The sequence below is a fragment of the Pseudomonas asplenii genome (assembly GCF_900105475.1).
Lineage (GTDB): Bacteria > Pseudomonadota > Gammaproteobacteria > Pseudomonadales > Pseudomonadaceae > Aquipseudomonas > Aquipseudomonas asplenii.
Window position 1 is genome coordinate 3421089 of sequence record NZ_LT629777.1, and the last position, 16792, is coordinate 3437880.

General features: G+C 61.6%; 12 protein-coding genes. 9 read left to right on the plus strand and 3 right to left on the minus strand.

Features of this window, described 5'->3' with window-relative positions; genetic code table 11:
- Window positions 1-124 precede the first annotated feature (124 nt).
- From BLU37_RS15745 to phhA, 3 genes are all read right to left on the minus strand, one after another.
- Window positions 125-1318, minus strand: a complete 1194-nt coding sequence (locus BLU37_RS15745; protein ID WP_090206358.1) for an amino acid aminotransferase — start codon at window positions 1316-1318, stop codon at window positions 125-127.
- A complete protein-coding gene (locus tag BLU37_RS15750; protein ID WP_090206361.1) occupies window positions 1318-1674 on the minus strand; it encodes a 4a-hydroxytetrahydrobiopterin dehydratase in 357 nt (118 codons plus the stop codon). Before BLU37_RS15750 ends, BLU37_RS15745 begins: the two co-directional genes overlap by 1 nt.
- A gap of 100 nt (window positions 1675-1774) precedes the next feature.
- Window positions 1775-2560, minus strand: coding sequence for a phenylalanine 4-monooxygenase (gene phhA / locus BLU37_RS15755; protein WP_090206364.1), 786 nt, complete (start codon window positions 2558-2560; stop codon window positions 1775-1777).
- Between the two features lie 321 nt (window positions 2561-2881).
- Here phhA and BLU37_RS15760 point away from each other — a divergent pair, with 321 nt between their 5' ends.
- The 9 genes from BLU37_RS15760 (at window position 2882) to BLU37_RS15800 (ending at window position 16786) form a co-directional block, all read left to right on the plus strand.
- On the plus strand, window positions 2882-4438 hold the full coding sequence (locus BLU37_RS15760) for a sigma-54-dependent transcriptional regulator (RefSeq protein WP_090206367.1): 1557 nt from the start codon (window positions 2882-2884) through the stop codon (window positions 4436-4438).
- Between the two features lie 218 nt (window positions 4439-4656).
- Window positions 4657-5397 carry a flagellar basal body rod protein FlgF gene (locus tag BLU37_RS15765; protein WP_090206370.1) on the plus strand — a complete coding sequence of 247 codons (741 nt, stop codon included), beginning with the start codon at window positions 4657-4659 and terminating at the stop codon, window positions 5395-5397.
- 46 nt (window positions 5398-5443) lie between these two features.
- On the plus strand, window positions 5444-6229 hold the full coding sequence (flgG, locus tag BLU37_RS15770) for a flagellar basal-body rod protein FlgG (RefSeq protein WP_090206372.1): 786 nt from the start codon (window positions 5444-5446) through the stop codon (window positions 6227-6229).
- A 53-nt stretch (window positions 6230-6282) separates the two neighbouring features.
- Window positions 6283-6978: a flagellar basal body L-ring protein FlgH gene (gene flgH, locus BLU37_RS15775; protein ID WP_090206376.1), complete on the plus strand. Its 696-nt coding sequence runs from the start codon at window positions 6283-6285 to the stop codon at window positions 6976-6978.
- Window positions 6979-6990: 12 nt separating this feature from the next.
- On the plus strand, window positions 6991-8100 hold the full coding sequence (locus tag BLU37_RS15780) for a flagellar basal body P-ring protein FlgI (RefSeq protein WP_010449979.1): 1110 nt from the start codon (window positions 6991-6993) through the stop codon (window positions 8098-8100).
- Between the two features lie 10 nt (window positions 8101-8110).
- Complete coding sequence (gene flgJ / locus BLU37_RS15785; protein WP_090206380.1) at window positions 8111-9412, plus strand: flagellar assembly peptidoglycan hydrolase FlgJ; 1302 nt, start codon at window positions 8111-8113, stop codon at window positions 9410-9412.
- Window positions 9413-9422: 10 nt separating this feature from the next.
- The gene (flgK, locus tag BLU37_RS15790) at window positions 9423-11483 is read left to right on the plus strand and encodes a flagellar hook-associated protein FlgK (RefSeq protein WP_090206382.1); all 2061 of its coding nucleotides are present in this window, start codon (window positions 9423-9425) and stop codon (window positions 11481-11483) included.
- A 13-nt stretch (window positions 11484-11496) separates the two neighbouring features.
- A complete protein-coding gene (locus tag BLU37_RS15795) occupies window positions 11497-13074 on the plus strand; it encodes a flagellar hook-associated protein 3 (RefSeq protein ID WP_090206384.1) in 1578 nt (525 codons plus the stop codon).
- 115 nt (window positions 13075-13189) lie between these two features.
- The gene (locus BLU37_RS15800) at window positions 13190-16786 is read left to right on the plus strand and encodes a glycosyltransferase (RefSeq protein ID WP_172833026.1); all 3597 of its coding nucleotides are present in this window, start codon (window positions 13190-13192) and stop codon (window positions 16784-16786) included.
- The last annotated feature ends 6 nt before the right edge of the window (window positions 16787-16792 follow it).

Here is a 16792-nt window from a genome sequence, read left to right on the forward strand (position 1 = left end):
CCTGGGCAGGATACAGCACTGGACATGACAGAAAGATTTTTTATCGCTCAGGTGGGACAGTCATGTGGTGAGCGGGCTTGCTCACCACGGACCTGCCGGGCACAGGTCCGTGGTCACCGGCGGTTTACTTGCAGACTGCGGCAATCGCTTCGGCCAGGGCATCCAGACGGGTTGCGTCAATGCCAGCAACGTTGGCTCGGCCCGAACTGACCATGTAGACGCTGTAGTCGTCACGCAGGCGTTGTACCTGGGCCGGCGACAGGCCGGTATAGGAGAACATCCCGCGTTGCACGCCGATATGGGCGAAGCGCTCCGCCAGACCATGAGGCTTGAGCGCCGCGACCAGACCGCTGCGCAGTTGCGCGATGCGTGCGCGCATGGCTTCGACTTCCTCGGCCCACAGGCTTTTCAATTGCGCATCGCCAAGGATGGTCAGTACCACCGCCGCACCGTGATCCGGCGGGTTGGACCAGAGGTTACGGGCCACGGCCGCCAGTTGGCTGCGTACATCCAGCAGTTTTTCAGCGTCGGCGCTGCAGACCAACAGGGCACCGGTACGCTCGCGGTACAGGCCGAAGTTCTTCGAGCAGGAACTGGTAATCAGCACTTCCGGCAGTTCCTGGGCGAACAGGCGGACCGCCCAGGCATCTTCCTCGACGCCATCGCCAAAGCCCTGGTAGGCGAAGTCGATCAGCGGCAACAGTTCGCGTCGACGCACGACCTCCAGCACCCGCTGCCATTCGGCATGGGACAGGTCGAAGCCGGTCGGGTTGTGGCAGCAGGCATGCAGCAGCACCACATCACCTTTGGGGGCCTGCTCCAGTGCGGCGAGCATGCCGTCGACATTCAGGCGGTTGTCCGCGCCAACGTAAGGGTAATGGCTGATTTTCAGGCCGGCGGCGTTGAAGATGGTCTCGTGGATCGGCCAGGTCGGATCGCTGAGCCAGATACCGCGCCCCGGCAGGCACTGGGCGATGAAATCCGCGCTCAGGCGCAGGGCGCCGGTGCCGCCCGGGGTCTGGGTCGCCCCGACCCGACGCTCGGCGATCAGGGGTGAGTCAGTGCCCATCACCAGTTCGCACAACAGGCTGCCGAAACGCAGGTCGCCATGGCCGCCGATATAGGACTTGCTCGGTTGGCCGTCCACCAGCTTCTGCTCGGCCAGCTTGACCGACCGCAGGATCGGCGTCAGGCCCTGGGCGTCCTTGTAGACGCCGACCCCGAGATCGAACTTGTGCGGATTCGGGTCCTGGGCATAAGCCTCCAGCAAGCCGAGGATCGGGTCGCCGGGTACGCGCGCGATGGCGGTGAAATGCATTATTTAAGGCCCTCGGCGGTTTTGCCGACCTCGTCGGTACGTGCCGCCATGATGAAATCGTTACGGTGCAGGCCCTTGATGGAGTGGCTCCACCAGGTCACGGTGACTTTGCCCCACTCGGTCAACAGGCCCGGATGATGGCCCTCGGCTTCGGAGATGGCGCCGACGGCATTGGTGAAGGCCAGCGCGAACTTGAAGTTCTTGAAGCGATATACCTTCTCCAATTGCATGATGCCGTCGCGAACTTCGATATTCCAGTCCGGAATCTGCTTGAGCAGGGCCGGCAGTTCTTCATCACTGACCTGTGGGGCATCGGCGCGGCAGGCTTCGCAGTGGGCTTGGGTGAGGGTGCTCATGGTGTCTTCCTGTCTGTCGTTCTTGTTCGTCGCACGCCCCTCGGCCCTGCCGGTTGCGGGCATTGGCGCGAGGGTTCCTGGTGTAGCCGAAAGTCGCCGGTCAGGCGGCCCTGGGCGGGAATTTCGGGGCTCGCAGGCCCAACTGCAAAGCCTGCTCGACCAGCCCCATGATGTCTTCGTGGGCCAGGTCGAACAAGCGCTTGAGGTCCGGCAGCGCGAAGTAGACCGGCTGCAGGATGTCGATGCGATAAGGAGTGCGCATCGCTTCCAGCGGATCGAACGGCTGGTGTTCGGGCTCGCTGGACAGGCTGTAGACCGTTTCCCTGGGTGAGGAAAGGATGCCGCCACCGTAGATGCGCCGGCCATGCGGGGTATCCACCAGGCCGAATTCGATGGTCATCCAGTACAGTCGCGCCAGGTACACCCGTTGTTCCTTGGTGGCCTTGAGGCCGAGCTTGCCGTAGGTGTGGGTGAATTCGGCGAACCAGGGGTTGGTCAGCAGCGGGCAGTGGCCGAAGATCTCGTGGAAAATGTCCGGTTCCTGCAGGTAGTCCAGTTCTTCTTCGGTGCGGATGAAGGTTGCTACCGGAAACTGTTTGTTGGCCAGCAGTTCGAAGAAGGTCTGGAAGGGAATCAGCGCAGGCACCCGGGCGACCTGCCAGCCGGTGGTCTTGGCCAGCACGGTGTTGATTTCGCCCAGTTGCGGGATCCGGTCATGGGGCAGGCCGAGCTTTTCGATGCCGTCCAGGTATTCCTGGCAGGCGCGGCCCTCGATCACTTTCATCTGGCGGGTGATCAAGGTGTTCCACACCGCATGCTCGGCGGGCGGGTAGTCGATAAACCCTTGCGCATCGGGCTCGCGAGCCACGTAGTGCGTCTGCTTCATACTGCTCTCCTGCTAGAGGGATCATTCTTGTTATGTGCAGCGTCGTGTCCAGATGTTGATCCGGGCGGGCAGGGAATGCACGGGGGATGCCTGCGTCAGTTGGTCGGTATGCGGGTCGAATATGTAAAGTATTCGTTACGGATTTCATGAGTTGCTCTGTATTCGGTATTTTTACGGGATGGTTTTGTGGATATCTGTCACGTAATCTTTACGAAAAACTGCGGTGTCCCTTAAAAAGTTGTCGGATGGGGCCGCGAAACCTGTGAGGTTGGGCGTCCTGACCCCCACCGAGCCGTCTCGTTCACCTTTCCGGGCTTTTCCATGCGTATCAAAGTGCACTGCCAGAACCGCATCGGCATCCTTCGCGACATCCTCAACCTGCTGGTGGATTACGGTATCAACGTGGCCCGGGGCGAGGTTGGCGGCGACCAGGGCAACGCGATCTACCTGCATTGTCCCAATCTGATCAATCTGCAATTCCAGGCCCTGCGGCCCCGTTTCGAGACGATCGCCGGGGTTTTTGGGGTAAAGCGGGTCGGGCTGATGCCCAGCGAGCGTCGGCATATGGAGCTCAATGCGTTGCTGGGGGCGCTGGAGTTTCCGGTGTTGTCCATCGACATGGCGGGTTGCATCGTCGCGGCGAACCGGGCAGCGGCGCAGTTGCTCGGGGTGCGGGTCGATGAGGTGCCAGGGATTGCCCTGTCGCGTTATGCATCGGACTTCGATCTGCCGGAGTTGGTGCGCAGCAATAAATCGCGCATCAATGGTTTGCGGGTCAAGGTCAAGGGTGACGTGTTTCTGGCGGACATCGCCCCGCTGCAGCCCGAGCATGAGGACAGCGAGGCGATGGCTGGCGCGGTGTTGACGCTGCACCGCGCCGATCAGGTTGGTGAGCGGATCTACAACGTGCGCAAGCAGGAGTTGCGCGGTTTCGACAGCATTTTCCAGAGCTCCCGGGTGATGGCGGCGGTGGTCCGCGAGGCCCGGCGCATGGCGCCCCTGGATGCGCCGTTGCTGATCGAAGGGGAAACCGGTACCGGCAAGGAGTTGCTGGCGCGCGCCTGCCACCTTGCCAGCCCGCGCGGACAGGCGCCGTTAATGGCGCTCAACTGTGCCGGCTTGCCGGAATCGATGGCCGAGACCGAACTGTTCGGCTACGGCCCTGGTGCTTTCGAGGGCGCACGGGCCGAGGGCAAGCTCGGCTTGCTGGAACTGACGGCAGGCGGCACGTTGTTTCTCGATGGCGTCGGGGAGATGAGCCCGAGGCTGCAGGCCAAGCTGCTGCGCTTCCTGCAGGATGGCGGGTTCCGTCGGGTCGGCAGTGATGAAGAAGTCTATCTCGATGTACGGGTGATCTGTGCGACCCAGGTCGACCTCTCGGAGTTGTGTGGTCGCGGTGAGTTTCGCCAGGACCTGTACCACCGGCTCAACGTGCTGTCGCTGCACATTCCGCCCTTGCGCGAATGCCTGGATGGCCTGAGTCCGCTGGTCGAGCATTTTCTCGATCAGGCCAGCCGGCAGATTGGCTGCCCGCTGCCCAAGCTGGCGCCGGCGGCGATGGAGCGGTTGAGCCATTACCACTGGCCGGGCAATGTTCGCCAGTTGGAAAACGTGCTGTTCCAGGCGGTGTCGTTGTGCGATGGCGGTCTGGTCAAGGCTGAGCATATCCGTCTGCCGGATTACGGCGTGCGTCAGCCGTTGGGGGATTTTTCCCTTGAGGGTGGGCTGGACGAGATTGTCGGGCGGTTCGAGAAGGCCGTGCTGGAGCGACTGTATTCCGAGCATCCGAGTAGCCGCTTGCTGGGCAAGCGCCTGGGGGTTTCCCATACCACCATCGCCAACAAGCTCAAGGCCTACGACATGGGCAAGAGCGAATGAAGGCTGGGTGAAGCGGGCTGTCTGACCGATAGTTGCCGCTAGCGGCATAACCGCGCCGTTTTTTCGTCTTTGTCTGCGCACTGGGAAACCGCCCCTGCTCACCCAGGTCCCGGCTGGCCGGGGTTCTGAGGGGTGTAATGAAATGTTGGTGCAGAAATTGCTAAGGCTCTGGCCGTACAGCGGTGGGCGGCAAACGTCCGTCAGCAAGAGGAAAGACTGTGGACAAGTACCTTTACGTGGCAATGACCGGCGCCAGCCAGAACGCCCTGGCGCAAAAGGCTCATGCCAACAATCTGGCGAACATCTCTACCAGCGGTTTTCAGCGTGACCTGGAACAGGCCCGTTCGATGCCGGTGTTCGGTGACGTCTTTCCGGCGCGTGCGTTTGCCATGTCCGAACGGCCGGCAACCGATTTCTCGCCGGGCGCGCTGCAGCAGACCGGCCGTGATCTCGATGTGGCCGTCGGCGGCAATGGCTGGATGGCGGTGCAGACGCCTGACGGTGGTGAAGGCTATGTGCGCACCGCGAGCATGAATATTGACGCGGTGGGCGTGCTGCGTGCGGGCAACGGCATGCCGGTGATCGGCAACGCCGGTCCGATTGCCGTGCCGCCCGAGTCGAAGATCGAAGTCGGCCAGGACGGCACCATCAGCATCCGCTCGATGGGCGAGGGGCCGCGTGTGGTGGCCGTGGTCGACCGCATCAAGCTGGTCAGTCCCGATCCCAAGAACATGACCAAGGGTCTGGACGGCATGATCCACACCAAGGACGGGAAGCCGGCGGTCGCCGATGCCAACGTCAAGCTGGAGTCGGGTTTCCTCGAGGCTAGCAACGTCAATGCTGTCGAAGAGATGACTGCGGTGCTGGCTTTGTCCAAGCAGTTCGAGCTGCATATCAAAATGATGAACACCGCTAAAGACGATGACCAGGCAATGGCTCGGGTCTTGCAGATCAGCTAATCACCACAACGTAGCGCCGTAAAACAGGCGCACGAAGGAGAACAGAATGCTTCCGGCTCTATGGGTTGCAAAAACAGGTTTGGCGGCGCAAGACACCAACCTGACCACCATTTCCAACAACCTGGCCAACGTCTCGACCACCGGCTTCAAGCGTGATCGTGCCGAATTCCAGGACCTGCTGTACCAGATCAAGCGTCAGCCGGGTGCCCAGTCGACCCAGGACAGCGAACTGCCATCGGGCCTGCAGCTGGGTACCGGTGTGCGTATCGTCGGCACCCAGAAGAACTTCGCCGCCGGTAGCCTGCAGACCACTGACCAGCCGCTGGACATCGCGGTCAACGGTCGTGGTTTCTTCCAGATCCTGCAACCGGACGGGACCACGGCCTATACCCGTGACGGTACCTTCCACCTGGACAACACCGGCCAGATCGTCACCGCCTCAGGTTTTGCCCTGCAGCCGGCCATCGTGATCCCGAACAACGCCCAGACTTTCACCGTCGGCAAGGACGGCACCGTCTCGATCACCACCGCCGGCAACCCGGCCTCGCAAGTGATCGGCAACCTGCAGACCGCCGATTTCATCAACCCGGCCGGCCTGCAAGCCGTGGGTGGCAACCTGTTCCTGGAAACCGCCGCCAGCGGTGCACCACAGGTCAGCACGCCAGGTCTCAATGGATTCGGTACCACCGAGCAGAGCACTCTGGAAACCTCGAACGTCAGCACCGTGGAGGAGATGGTCAACATGATCACCACCCAGCGTGCCTACGAAATGAACTCCAAGGTGATTTCCACCGCCGACCAGATGCTCTCGTTCGTCGCGCAGAATCTGTAATCAAGTCTATGTGGCGGCCTCGGGGCCGCCTGCAACACCGTGAGGGAAGGGTCATGAATCGGTTGTTTTCTGTTCTCGCGCTGAGTGGGATGGCTGCGCTGGCGGGTTGCGTGAGCCCGCCGCCCAAGCCTAATGACCCCTACTATGCACCGGTGTTGCCACGCACTCCGCTGCCTGCTGCGGCGAACAATGGCTCGATCTACCAGGCCGGTTTCGAACAGAACCTGTATGGCGACCGCAAGGCGTTCCGGGTCGGTGATATCATCACCATCACCTTGAACGAAGCCACCCAGGCCAGCAAGAACGCCAACTCCAACCTGTCGAAGAAAAGCACCACCAGCATTGGCCTGACTTCGCTGTTTGGCAGCGTGCCGAACACCAACAACCCGTTGGGCAGTGGTGACCTGAGCCTGAACGCCGGCTACAGCGGCAACCGTGCCACCGACGGTACTTCCAAGGCCGGCCAGAGCAACAGCCTGACCGGTTCGATCACCGTCACCGTGGCCGATGTGTTGCCCAATGGCATCATCGCGGTCCGTGGCGAGAAGTGGATGACCCTCAATACCGGCGACGAACTGGTGCGGATTGCCGGCCTGGTGCGCGCTGACGATATCGCTACCGATAACACCGTATCGTCTACCCGGGTGGCCGATGCGCGCATCACCTATTCGGGTACCGGCTCGTTCGCCGATACGAGTCAGCCAGGCTGGTTCGACCGTTTCTTCCTCAGCCCACTCTGGCCTTTCTAGGTGCCGACCATCATGTTCAATTTCAAGCATCTGATGGCGGCTGTGCTGCTGATGTCGACCGCCTTCAGTGTCCAGGCCGAACGGTTGAAGGACATCGCCAGTATTTCCGGCGTACGTTCCAACCAGTTGATCGGTTACGGCCTGGTGGTCGGTCTGAACGGTACGGGTGACCAGACCACCCAGACCCCGTTCACCCTGCAGACCTTCAACAACATGCTGTCGCAGTTCGGCATCAAGGTGCCGGCCAACTCCGGCAGCGTCCAGTTGAAGAACGTTGCAGCGGTGTCGGTCAGTGCCGATCTGCCAGCGTTCGCCAAGCCGGGTCAGGTGGTCGATATCACCGTTTCCTCCATCGGTAACTCCAAAAGCCTGCGCGGCGGTACGCTGCTGCTGACGCCGCTCAAAGGTATCGATGGCAACGTCTACGCCATCGCCCAGGGCAACCTGGTGGTGGGCGGCTTCGATGCCGAGGGCCGTGACGGTTCGAAGATCACCGTCAACGTTCCGTCGGCGGGTCGTATTCCCGGTGGTGCCTCCGTCGAGCGAGCGGTGCCGAGTGGTTTCAATCAGGGCAACAGCCTGACCTTGAACCTCAACCGTTCCGACTTCACCACGGCCAAGCGTATTGTTGATAAGGTCAATGACATGCTCGGCCCAGGCGTGGCCCAGGCCATCGACGGCGGTTCGGTGCGAGTCACTGCGCCTCTGGACCCGAGCCAGCGCGTCGACTACATCTCGATCCTGGAAAATCTTGAGGTCGATCCGGGTCAGGCGGTGGCGAAAGTCATCATCAACTCGCGTACCGGCACCATCGTGATTGGCCAGAACGTCAAGGTTTCGCCAGCGGCGGTGACCCACGGCAGTCTGACCGTGACCATCACCGAGGATCCGATCGTCAGCCAGCCGGGGCCGTTGTCCAATGGCACCACGGCGGTCGTGCCGCGCTCGAAGATCAATGCCCAGCAGGAAGCCAAGCCGATGTTCAAGTTCGGCCCGGGGACCACGCTGGACGAAATCGTCCGTGCGGTGAATCAGGTGGGCGCTGCGCCAGGCGACTTGATGGCGATTCTCGAAGCCTTGAAACAGGCCGGCGCCCTGCAAGCCGATCTGATCGTGATCTGAGGTCGATTCCATGGTTGATATTCGTAACAGCGGGATCGTCAATGTCAGCGACTCGGGGGCCTATACCGACCTCAATCGCCTGAACAACCTGAAGGTCGGCGATCGCACCAGCGACGGTAACCTGCGCAAGGTTGCCCAGGAATTCGAGTCGCTGTTTCTCAGCCAGATGCTCAAGTCGATGCGTTCGGCCACCGAAGTGCTGGGGCAGGACAACCCGCTCAATACCCCGGCGGCCAAGCAGTATCAGGAAATGTACGACCAGCAACTGGCGGTGACCATGTCTCGCCAGGGCGGTGGTATCGGCCTGGCCGATGTGCTGATGCGTCAGATGTCGAAGGAAAAGCATTCCCGTCCATCTGACAGCGGGCTCACTGTCGGGCCGCCCGCTGGGACGACCGACGCTCCGGCCGCAGCACCAGTGGAAACCCCGATCGCTGCCGGCACCGTTACCTCGACGCCGGGCTCGCCTTTCACTCGCTCCAATGGCCAGCATGCCTTGTGGGCTTCGCGGGTTGCTCACGGCAACGCAAGCGACGGTACGGTGCACAACGATGTGGCCAAGCTCAACGCCCGGCGCCTTTCGCTGCCGAGCAAACTCACTGACCGGCTGTTGGCCGGCCTGGTACCGTCTGCCGATGCCAGTCAGGTCGCTGCGGCGGGTTATGCCGTACCGGAACGCAACAGCGCGTCTGCCGATGCGCAGCTCAAGAGCGACAACATGGCCGCCCGCAGCCTTGCCGTGCCGGCCTCGCGCATGCAGGTCTTCGGACGCGCCGTGGCTCAGCCGCCGCTGGCACCGGCCAAGCGTGCGTTCAGTTCGGCGGACGACTTCGTCGCAACCATGCTGCCGATGGCCGAACAGGCCGCCAAGCGTATCGGTATCGATCCGCGTTACCTAGTGGCCCAGGCTGCGCTGGAAACCGGCTGGGGCAAGTCGGTCATGCGCCAGCAGGACGGCAGCAGCAGCCACAACCTGTTCGGCATCAAGACCGGCAGCAGTTGGCAGGGACCTCAGGCGCGGGCAATTACCAGTGAGTTCCGCGATGGACAGATGGTCAAGGAAACAGCGGAATTCCGTTCCTATGATTCCTATCAGGACAGTTTCCATGACCTGGTGACGCTGCTGCAGAGCAATAATCGCTATCAAGATGTGCTGAAGTCGGCCGATAAACCAGAACAGTTTGTGCGTGAGCTGCAAAAGGCCGGGTACGCAACCGACCCGGATTACGCCAGCAAGATCACGCAAATAGCAAAACAGATGAAGAGCTACCAGAACTACGCTGCTGCGACGAGCGCTTCCACGAATTTATAAGGTCTGAATCATGAGTCTGCTCAATATCGGGATGACGGGGTTGAACGCTGCCAGCTCGGCCCTGACGACCACGGGTAACAACATTGCCAACGTTGACACGGCCGGTTACTCGCGTCAGCAAACCGTGCAGACCACCGCGGCCTCGCAGCGCTATGGCAACGTGTTCATCGGTACCGGGACCACCCTGGCGGATGTGCGCCGGGTCTACAGTTCCTACCTGGAATCGCAACTGCACACCGCGACCTCGCTCAACAGCGATGCCTCGTCGTACCTGGCCCAGGTCACACCGACCGACTCGATGCTGTCCGACACCAATACCGGCATGACTGCGTCCCTGCAGAGCTTCTTCACCGCCCTGCAGTCGGTTTCGGCCGCGCCGACCGATGACGCTTCCCGCCAGAACACCCTGAGCAGTGCCAAGGCCTTGAGCGATCGCTTCAACTCCATTGCCAAGCAGCTCAATGATCAGAACACCGGGATCAACACCAATCTGTCGGACATGACCGACCAGGTGAACAAGCTGGCGACCAGCATTGCCCAGCTCAATGATCAGATCACCAAGATTTCTCCGTCCGCCGGTGCGCCCAACGACCTGATGGACAAACGTAACGACGCCGTGCGCCAGTTGTCCGAACTGGTCGGTACCTCGGTGACCGAACGCGGTTCCAACTATGACGTCTACCTGGCCAACGGTCAGCCGCTGGTCATGGGCAACTCGACCAACACCCTGGCTGCCGTACCGAGCAAGGACGATCCGAGCCGTTACGCGTTGCAACTGAACCGTGCCTCCAGCACCATCGATATCACCGATACGGTGAGCAGTGGTGAGATCGGTGGTCTGCTGCGTTATCGCACCGAAGTGCTGAACCCTTCGCTCAACGAGCTGGGGCGTGTTGCGATGGTCGTTGCCGACCAGATGAACAAGCAGAACACTCAAGGCATCGACAAGAACGGCAACTTCGGCACGGCCATCTTCAACGATATCAACAGCGCCACTCTGGTCAGCCAGCGCAGCATTGCCAAGTCGACCAACAACCCGGCTTCCGGCAATCTGAACGTGAACATCAGTGATACCGGCGCGCTGACCACCTATGACTACCAGGTGACTTTCATCAACGGGACGGACTACACCGTCAATCGTTCCGACGGCACCAGCATGGGGTCTTTCAGTACCACGACCACCCCGGCACCGGTCATTGACGGTTTTACGCTGAGCCCGAGCAGTGCCACGGCGATGACCGCCGGTGACAGCTTCAAGGTCACCCCGACCCGCAGTGGTGCCAGCGATATCCAGATGGTCATGACCGACTCCAAGAGCATCGCTGCTGCGGCGCCGCTGACCGGTGTGACCAGTGCCAGCAATGGCGGGACCTATACCCAGCCGATCCTGGTCGACCAGTTGGGCACCCCCAACGCGACCAACAACGCGCAGTTGCAGGACGCCATCAAGTACGGCACGCCAGCCAAACTCGTGTTCTCCGCCGCCGGTACTGGCGCGGCGGCCGGTACCCAGAGCTACACACTGACCGACGCCAAGGGCAACCTCATGGGCACCGGCACCATCGTCCCGGGCCAGAACAATACCCTGAACCTGAAGATCAATATGGTCGACTCGTCGGGTAACCCGGTGATGGACAACACCGTCACGCCAGCCGTGCAGAAGACCTTCACGGTACAGACCACCGTGGGCGGCAACCCTAAAACCGGCGAAAGCTACACCATTTCGATGACCGGTGCGGCGTCCTCGGACAACCGCAACAGCGCGGCCCTGATTGCCCTGCAGACCAAGCAGACGGTCGATACCGGTACTTCGAGCAAGGGCATCAGCCTTTCGGATGCCTACGGCAAGCTGGTTTCCAATGTCGGCACCAAGGCTTCCCAGGCCAAGTCGGACAGCGATGCGACCACTACCGTGCTGACCACCGCCAAGGGCGCCCGGGACTCGTTATCGGGGGTCAACCTCGACGAGGAAACCGGCAACCTGGTCAAGTACCAGCAGTACTACACCGCCTCGTCGCAGATCATCAAGGCGGCTCAGGAAACCTTCAGCGTGCTGATCAACAGTCTTTAAGGAGTCGTAATTCATGCGCATTTCCACCGCCCAGTATTACGAAACGACCGCCGCCAACTATCAGCGTGGCTACAACGACACGCTCAAGAGTGCGGCCGAAGCCAGCAGTCTGACCAAGGTCAACACCGCCGCCGACGATCCGGTCGGTGCCGCTCGCCTGCTGCAATTGGGCCAGCAGAGTGCGGCGCTGACGCAGTACAGCACCAACTCCAATGCACTGAAAACCCAGTACAGCCAGAGCGAAACCGCGCTGAGTTCGATCCAGGACGGGATGCAGCGCGCGCGCGAGCTGGCACTGGCGGCCAACACCGGGACCAAGACCGACGCCGACCGCAAGGCTGCGGCTCAGGAACTGGGCCAACTGCAGCAGGCGATCCTCGGCCTGATGAACAGCCAGGACTCCAACGGCAACTACCTGTTTGCCGGTTCGAAGACCAGCAGCGTGCCGTACACCGCCAATGCCGATGGCACCTACAGCTATAACGGCGACCAGTCGACCTTGAGCCTGCAAGTCGGAGACAACCTGTCGCTGGGTAGCAATATCAATGGCTGGGATGCTTTCCAGCAGTCGATCAATACCGCGCGTACTCAATCCACCCTGACCTCGCCGGCAGTGGATGACGGTCGCGTCAGCCTGTCCAATGGCCTGGTCAGCAACAGCGCGACCTACGACGCCAAGTTCACCGCCGGCCAGCCATACACCGTGACCTTCCTCAGCAGCACGCAGCTGAAGATCACGGATGGCGCCGGTAATGACGTGACCTCGGAGGCGACCCAGAACGGGGTCGTCAGCAACAGCAACGGTGCCAACCAGACGGTAAACTTCCGGGGTATCGACCTGGCATTGAACATCAACCTGAAGTCGGGTGATGTGCCGGACACCGTGATCGCCGGTCATACCTTTACGCTGACCGCGCAGCCGGACACCTTCAACACGACCCGCAGTGCGGGCAATCCGTCGACCACGGTGGTCACCGGGGCAACCACGACCAACCAGGCCGCCTACACCAGCACCTTCCCCAACGGCGGTGCGACGATCAAGTTCGGCGCTGCTGGTGCCTATGACGTGTATGCCACGCCGGTTTCCTCGGACAGCCAGCCGATCTCCTCGGGCACCATGGCCGCACCACCGGCTGCGCAGACGATCACTGCGGCCGGGGTCACCTTCACGTTCAGCGGCGCGGCAGCATCGGGCGACCAATTCATGGTCCAGTCCAACAATCACCAGACTCAGAATATCCTCGATACCCTGACGTCGATGATCACTGCCCTGAACACGCCGGTCGATGGCGATCCGGTGGCTCAGCAGAAGCAACTGGCGACGATGAACGCCGGGATCAGCAACATTGACAGTGCGTTCGACAAGACCGGTGGGGCAATCACGACTGTCGGTGCGCGTCAGTCTGCGCTGGACAACCAGTTGGCTACCAACGAAAGCCTGACCCTGGCCAACACCAGCAGCCAGCAGGCGATCCGCGACTCCGACCCCGCCGAAGTGATGACCCGCCTGACCTTGCAGCAGACCATGTTGCAGGCCGCTCAACTGGCCTTCAGCAAGATCAGCCAGCTGGGTCTGTTCAACAAGATCTGAAGACGGCGGGCGCGCCAGCGTCCCCTGTTTTTGAGTATTGTCTGTCAGCCGCTGCATTAAGCGGCTTCAGGGGCCCTTCCGGCCGGAAGGGTGCCCTCCGCTCGAGAGTCCTGCCGTGAACCCTATGCCGCTTGTCAGTGTCGTCATTCCCGCCTCCCATCCACGGTTTTTCTCCAGGGCCCTCGGTGGGCTGTTGACTCAGGCGTATGGCAACTTCGAGGTCATCGTCTGCGACGATAGCCGTGGTGACGAGATCGAGCAGGCGGTGCTGACGCTGAGCGAGCGCAGTGGCAAGGCCGTGCGTTATGTCCGCAACCCGCAGCCGTTGGGTTATATCGGTAACCTGCAGGCCTGTCTGGCGCAAGCCCGGGGCGAGTACATCAAGTTCCTGATGGAAGACGATCAGTTGTTGCCCGATATCCTCGCGCAGCAGACTCAGGTCTTCATCGAGCAACCGGACGTCAACCTGGTGCTCGCCCAGCGGCTGTTCTGGGATGCCGACGACCTGCAACTGCCATCACGCCTGGAAAACACGGCGTTGTCGCCGGCCTCCGGGTTGTTCAAGGGCGAAGACCTGCTCGCCATCTGCGAGAACTTTCCGGTGAACTTCTTCGGCGGGTTCTCCAGTGCGATGTTTCGGCGTTCCGATCTGCTCGAACTGCTGCCGGCGCTGACCCAGCCGGGACACTGTTTTGTCGCCTCGCTCGACCTGGCCTTGTATATCTGTCTATTCCGCCGCGGCAGCCTGGCGATGCTGAACAATGTATTGAGCATCGAGCGTCTGTACCCGGAGCGCATGAACCGCCAGCAGGCGATGAAGGACGCCGCTGAAGCCGAAATGGAGTGGCTGGTGCAGATGCTCAAGGCGCGCAGTGGCGAATCGGCGCCGGCCCCCGGCTGGGTGCGCTACCTGCCACTGGATAAAGCCTGTGGTCTGCCACGCGAATGGGATGAGCTGCCGCTGAGCCGTACCTTGGGCAACAAGCAGACCACCCAGCCTTGGCGGGTGGGTATCGCCAGCGACAGCTTCACCCAGTTGTATACCGAGTGGTTGTCCTGCCGGACCCTGCCTGAACCGCAGAAGAAGTTGCTGGCCGATACCCTGGCGGGTTGGGCCTGGCAGCCGAAGATCGTGCCGGTGGTGATCGACGAGCAAGGCAGCAGTGCCATGCTGGGAATCACCCTGCGCAGCCTGGACGAGCAGCTCTATGCGCCAGAGCTGACACTGGTGCTATCTGCCGCCTGTACCGAAGCGAGTCTGGACGGCAAGGTGTTCCACCTGCCACTGGCGGATGACTGGCGCGAGCAGTTGAATGGGCTGTTGCCGCAGCTCGAGGGTGGCGACTGGTTCTATCTGTTAAGGGCCGGCGATCGTTTGCGTGAGCCGGCGCTGCTGGTGCTGGCCGAGCGTATCGTCGCTCAGCCGGCGATACGTTGCGCCTACAGCGATGAAGGTGCCTTGCGCGATGGTGAGTCCGCGGCACCGGTGTTCAGGCCGGATTTCAACCTTGACCTGATGCGCAGCTACCCCTACGTCGGGCGGGCGCTGGCTTTTCAGCGCAAGGGTTTCGTCGAGTTGGGCGGATTCGATGTCGTGCAAGGTGAACTGGCACCCCAGGATCTGCTCTGGCGTATGGTGGAAAGCGATGGCACCTGCGTTGTGCATCATATTGCCGAGGTCCAGCTGGAGTCGGTGTCCTCGTTCTCCCAATGGCTGTCGTCGCCCGAGGTGCGGGCGCTCGCTGCGCGGGTGACCGAGGCTCATCTGAATCGCCTGGGCATCGCCCATCGGATCGATTCGGGCGATGACTCGCCGCTCACGCGCGTCGAGTACCTGCATGCCAATCGCCCGCTGGTGTCGATCATTCTGGTCAGCAAGGATCAATGCGCGGCCTTGCAACGCTGCATCGATACCTTGCTGGAGCGTACCGCCTATGCCGAGTACGAGCTGCTGCTGGTGGACAACGGCAGTGAGAGTGCCGAGGCCCGGGCCTGGTTTGACGGGATGGCTCAGTTGGGCGGTGAGCGTCTGCGAGTGCTGTCTTATCCACAGCAGGGCAATGCGGCGGCGGTGCGCAACTTCGCCGCACAGCAGGCTCGTGGCGAATACCTGCTGCTGCTCAATCCCTATGCGGTGATCACCAACGGCCAGTGGCTGGATGAAATGCTGGCCCAGGCTCAGCGTCCGGAAGTCGGTGTGGTCGGTGCCAAGCTGTTCAGTCCTGAAGGGCGCGTGCTGCACGCCGGGGTGATTCTCGGTCTGCGCGGCCCGGCCGGTCTACCGTTCTACGGCGAGGTGATGCAGTCGGCCGGTTACATGTACCGGCTGCAAGCAGTGCACGACCTCAGCGCCGTCGGTGCCGATTGCATGCTGGTGCGCAAGTCGCTGTTCGACAGTCTCGGCGGTTTGGATGAGGAGAGTTTTGCCCACACCCTCAACGAGGTGGACTTCTGCCTGCGTGTCGGCCAGAGCAATCACCTGGTGGTGTGGACGCCGTTCGCGCAGTTGGCTCTGGGAGCCGTTCCCGGCGTGGTGCTTGGCGTCGAGGAGCAGGTGCTGCGCCAGAATGAGGAAAAGAGTTTCTATCAGCGCTGGCTGCCGATTGTCGCCCGCGACCCGGCCTATAACCCGAGCTTGACGCTGGACAGCCTGAACGGCTCGAGCTTCAGTCTGGAGCCGGGCTTGCGTGAGGGCTGGAGCCCGTTTTCCGCCCGGCATCTGCCGAAGATCATGGCCTTGCCGATCAATGCCTCGGCCGTCGGCCATTATCGGATCACCCAGCCGCTGATCGAACTGGAAGCCTCCGGGCGGGCAACTGGCCGTACCTATTACACCTTGCCGTCGATAATCGAGGTCGAGCGCCAGTCTCCTGACGTTATCGTCCAGCAGGGACGCTACACGGCGCTGCCGATTGAAGAAATCGCGGTGTTGATGAGTTACAGCAATGCCCGGCGCATCTATGAGCTTGACGACTATGTCATCGATCCACCGCGCAAGAACGGTCATATCCGCAACCTGCCGAAACGCGATGAGATGGAGCGCCTGATCCGCCGCGGTATCAGTTTGTGCGATCGGGTGGTGGTGTCGACCCAGCCACTGGCCGATGCGTTGTCGTCGATGCACCAGGATATCCGTGTGGTGCCGAACATGTTGGCGCCACGCATGTGGACCGGCCTGCAGAGTCAGCGCCGGACCACGAAAAAACCTCGGGTGGGTTGGGGCGGCGGTACCAGTCACGCTGGCGACCTGGCGGTCATTGCCGATGTCGTGCGTGAGCTGGCCAACGAGGTGGATTGGGTATTCTTCGGCATGTGCCCCGAAGAACTGCGGCCGTATATGCACCAGTTCCATGGTGTCATCGACCTCAAGGATTACCCGATGAAGCTGGCGAGCCTGAACCTGGACCTGGCGCTCGCGCCGCTGGAGTTCCACCCCTTCAATGACTGCAAGAGCAATCTGCGCCTCTTGGAGTACGGGGCCTGTGGCTATCCGGTGATTTGCACCGACACCAAGGCCTACGCCGGCTACCTGCCGTGCACGCGGATCAGGACCAACACCACCGAGGAGTGGCTCCAGGCCATCCGCATGCACCTGGCCGATCCCGATGCCAGCTACCGCATGGGTGACGAGTTGCGCGAAATTGTCCTGCGTGACTACATGCTGCGCGGCGATAACGTCCGTTACTGGGAGCAGGGCTGGCTGGCCGATTGATGTGAA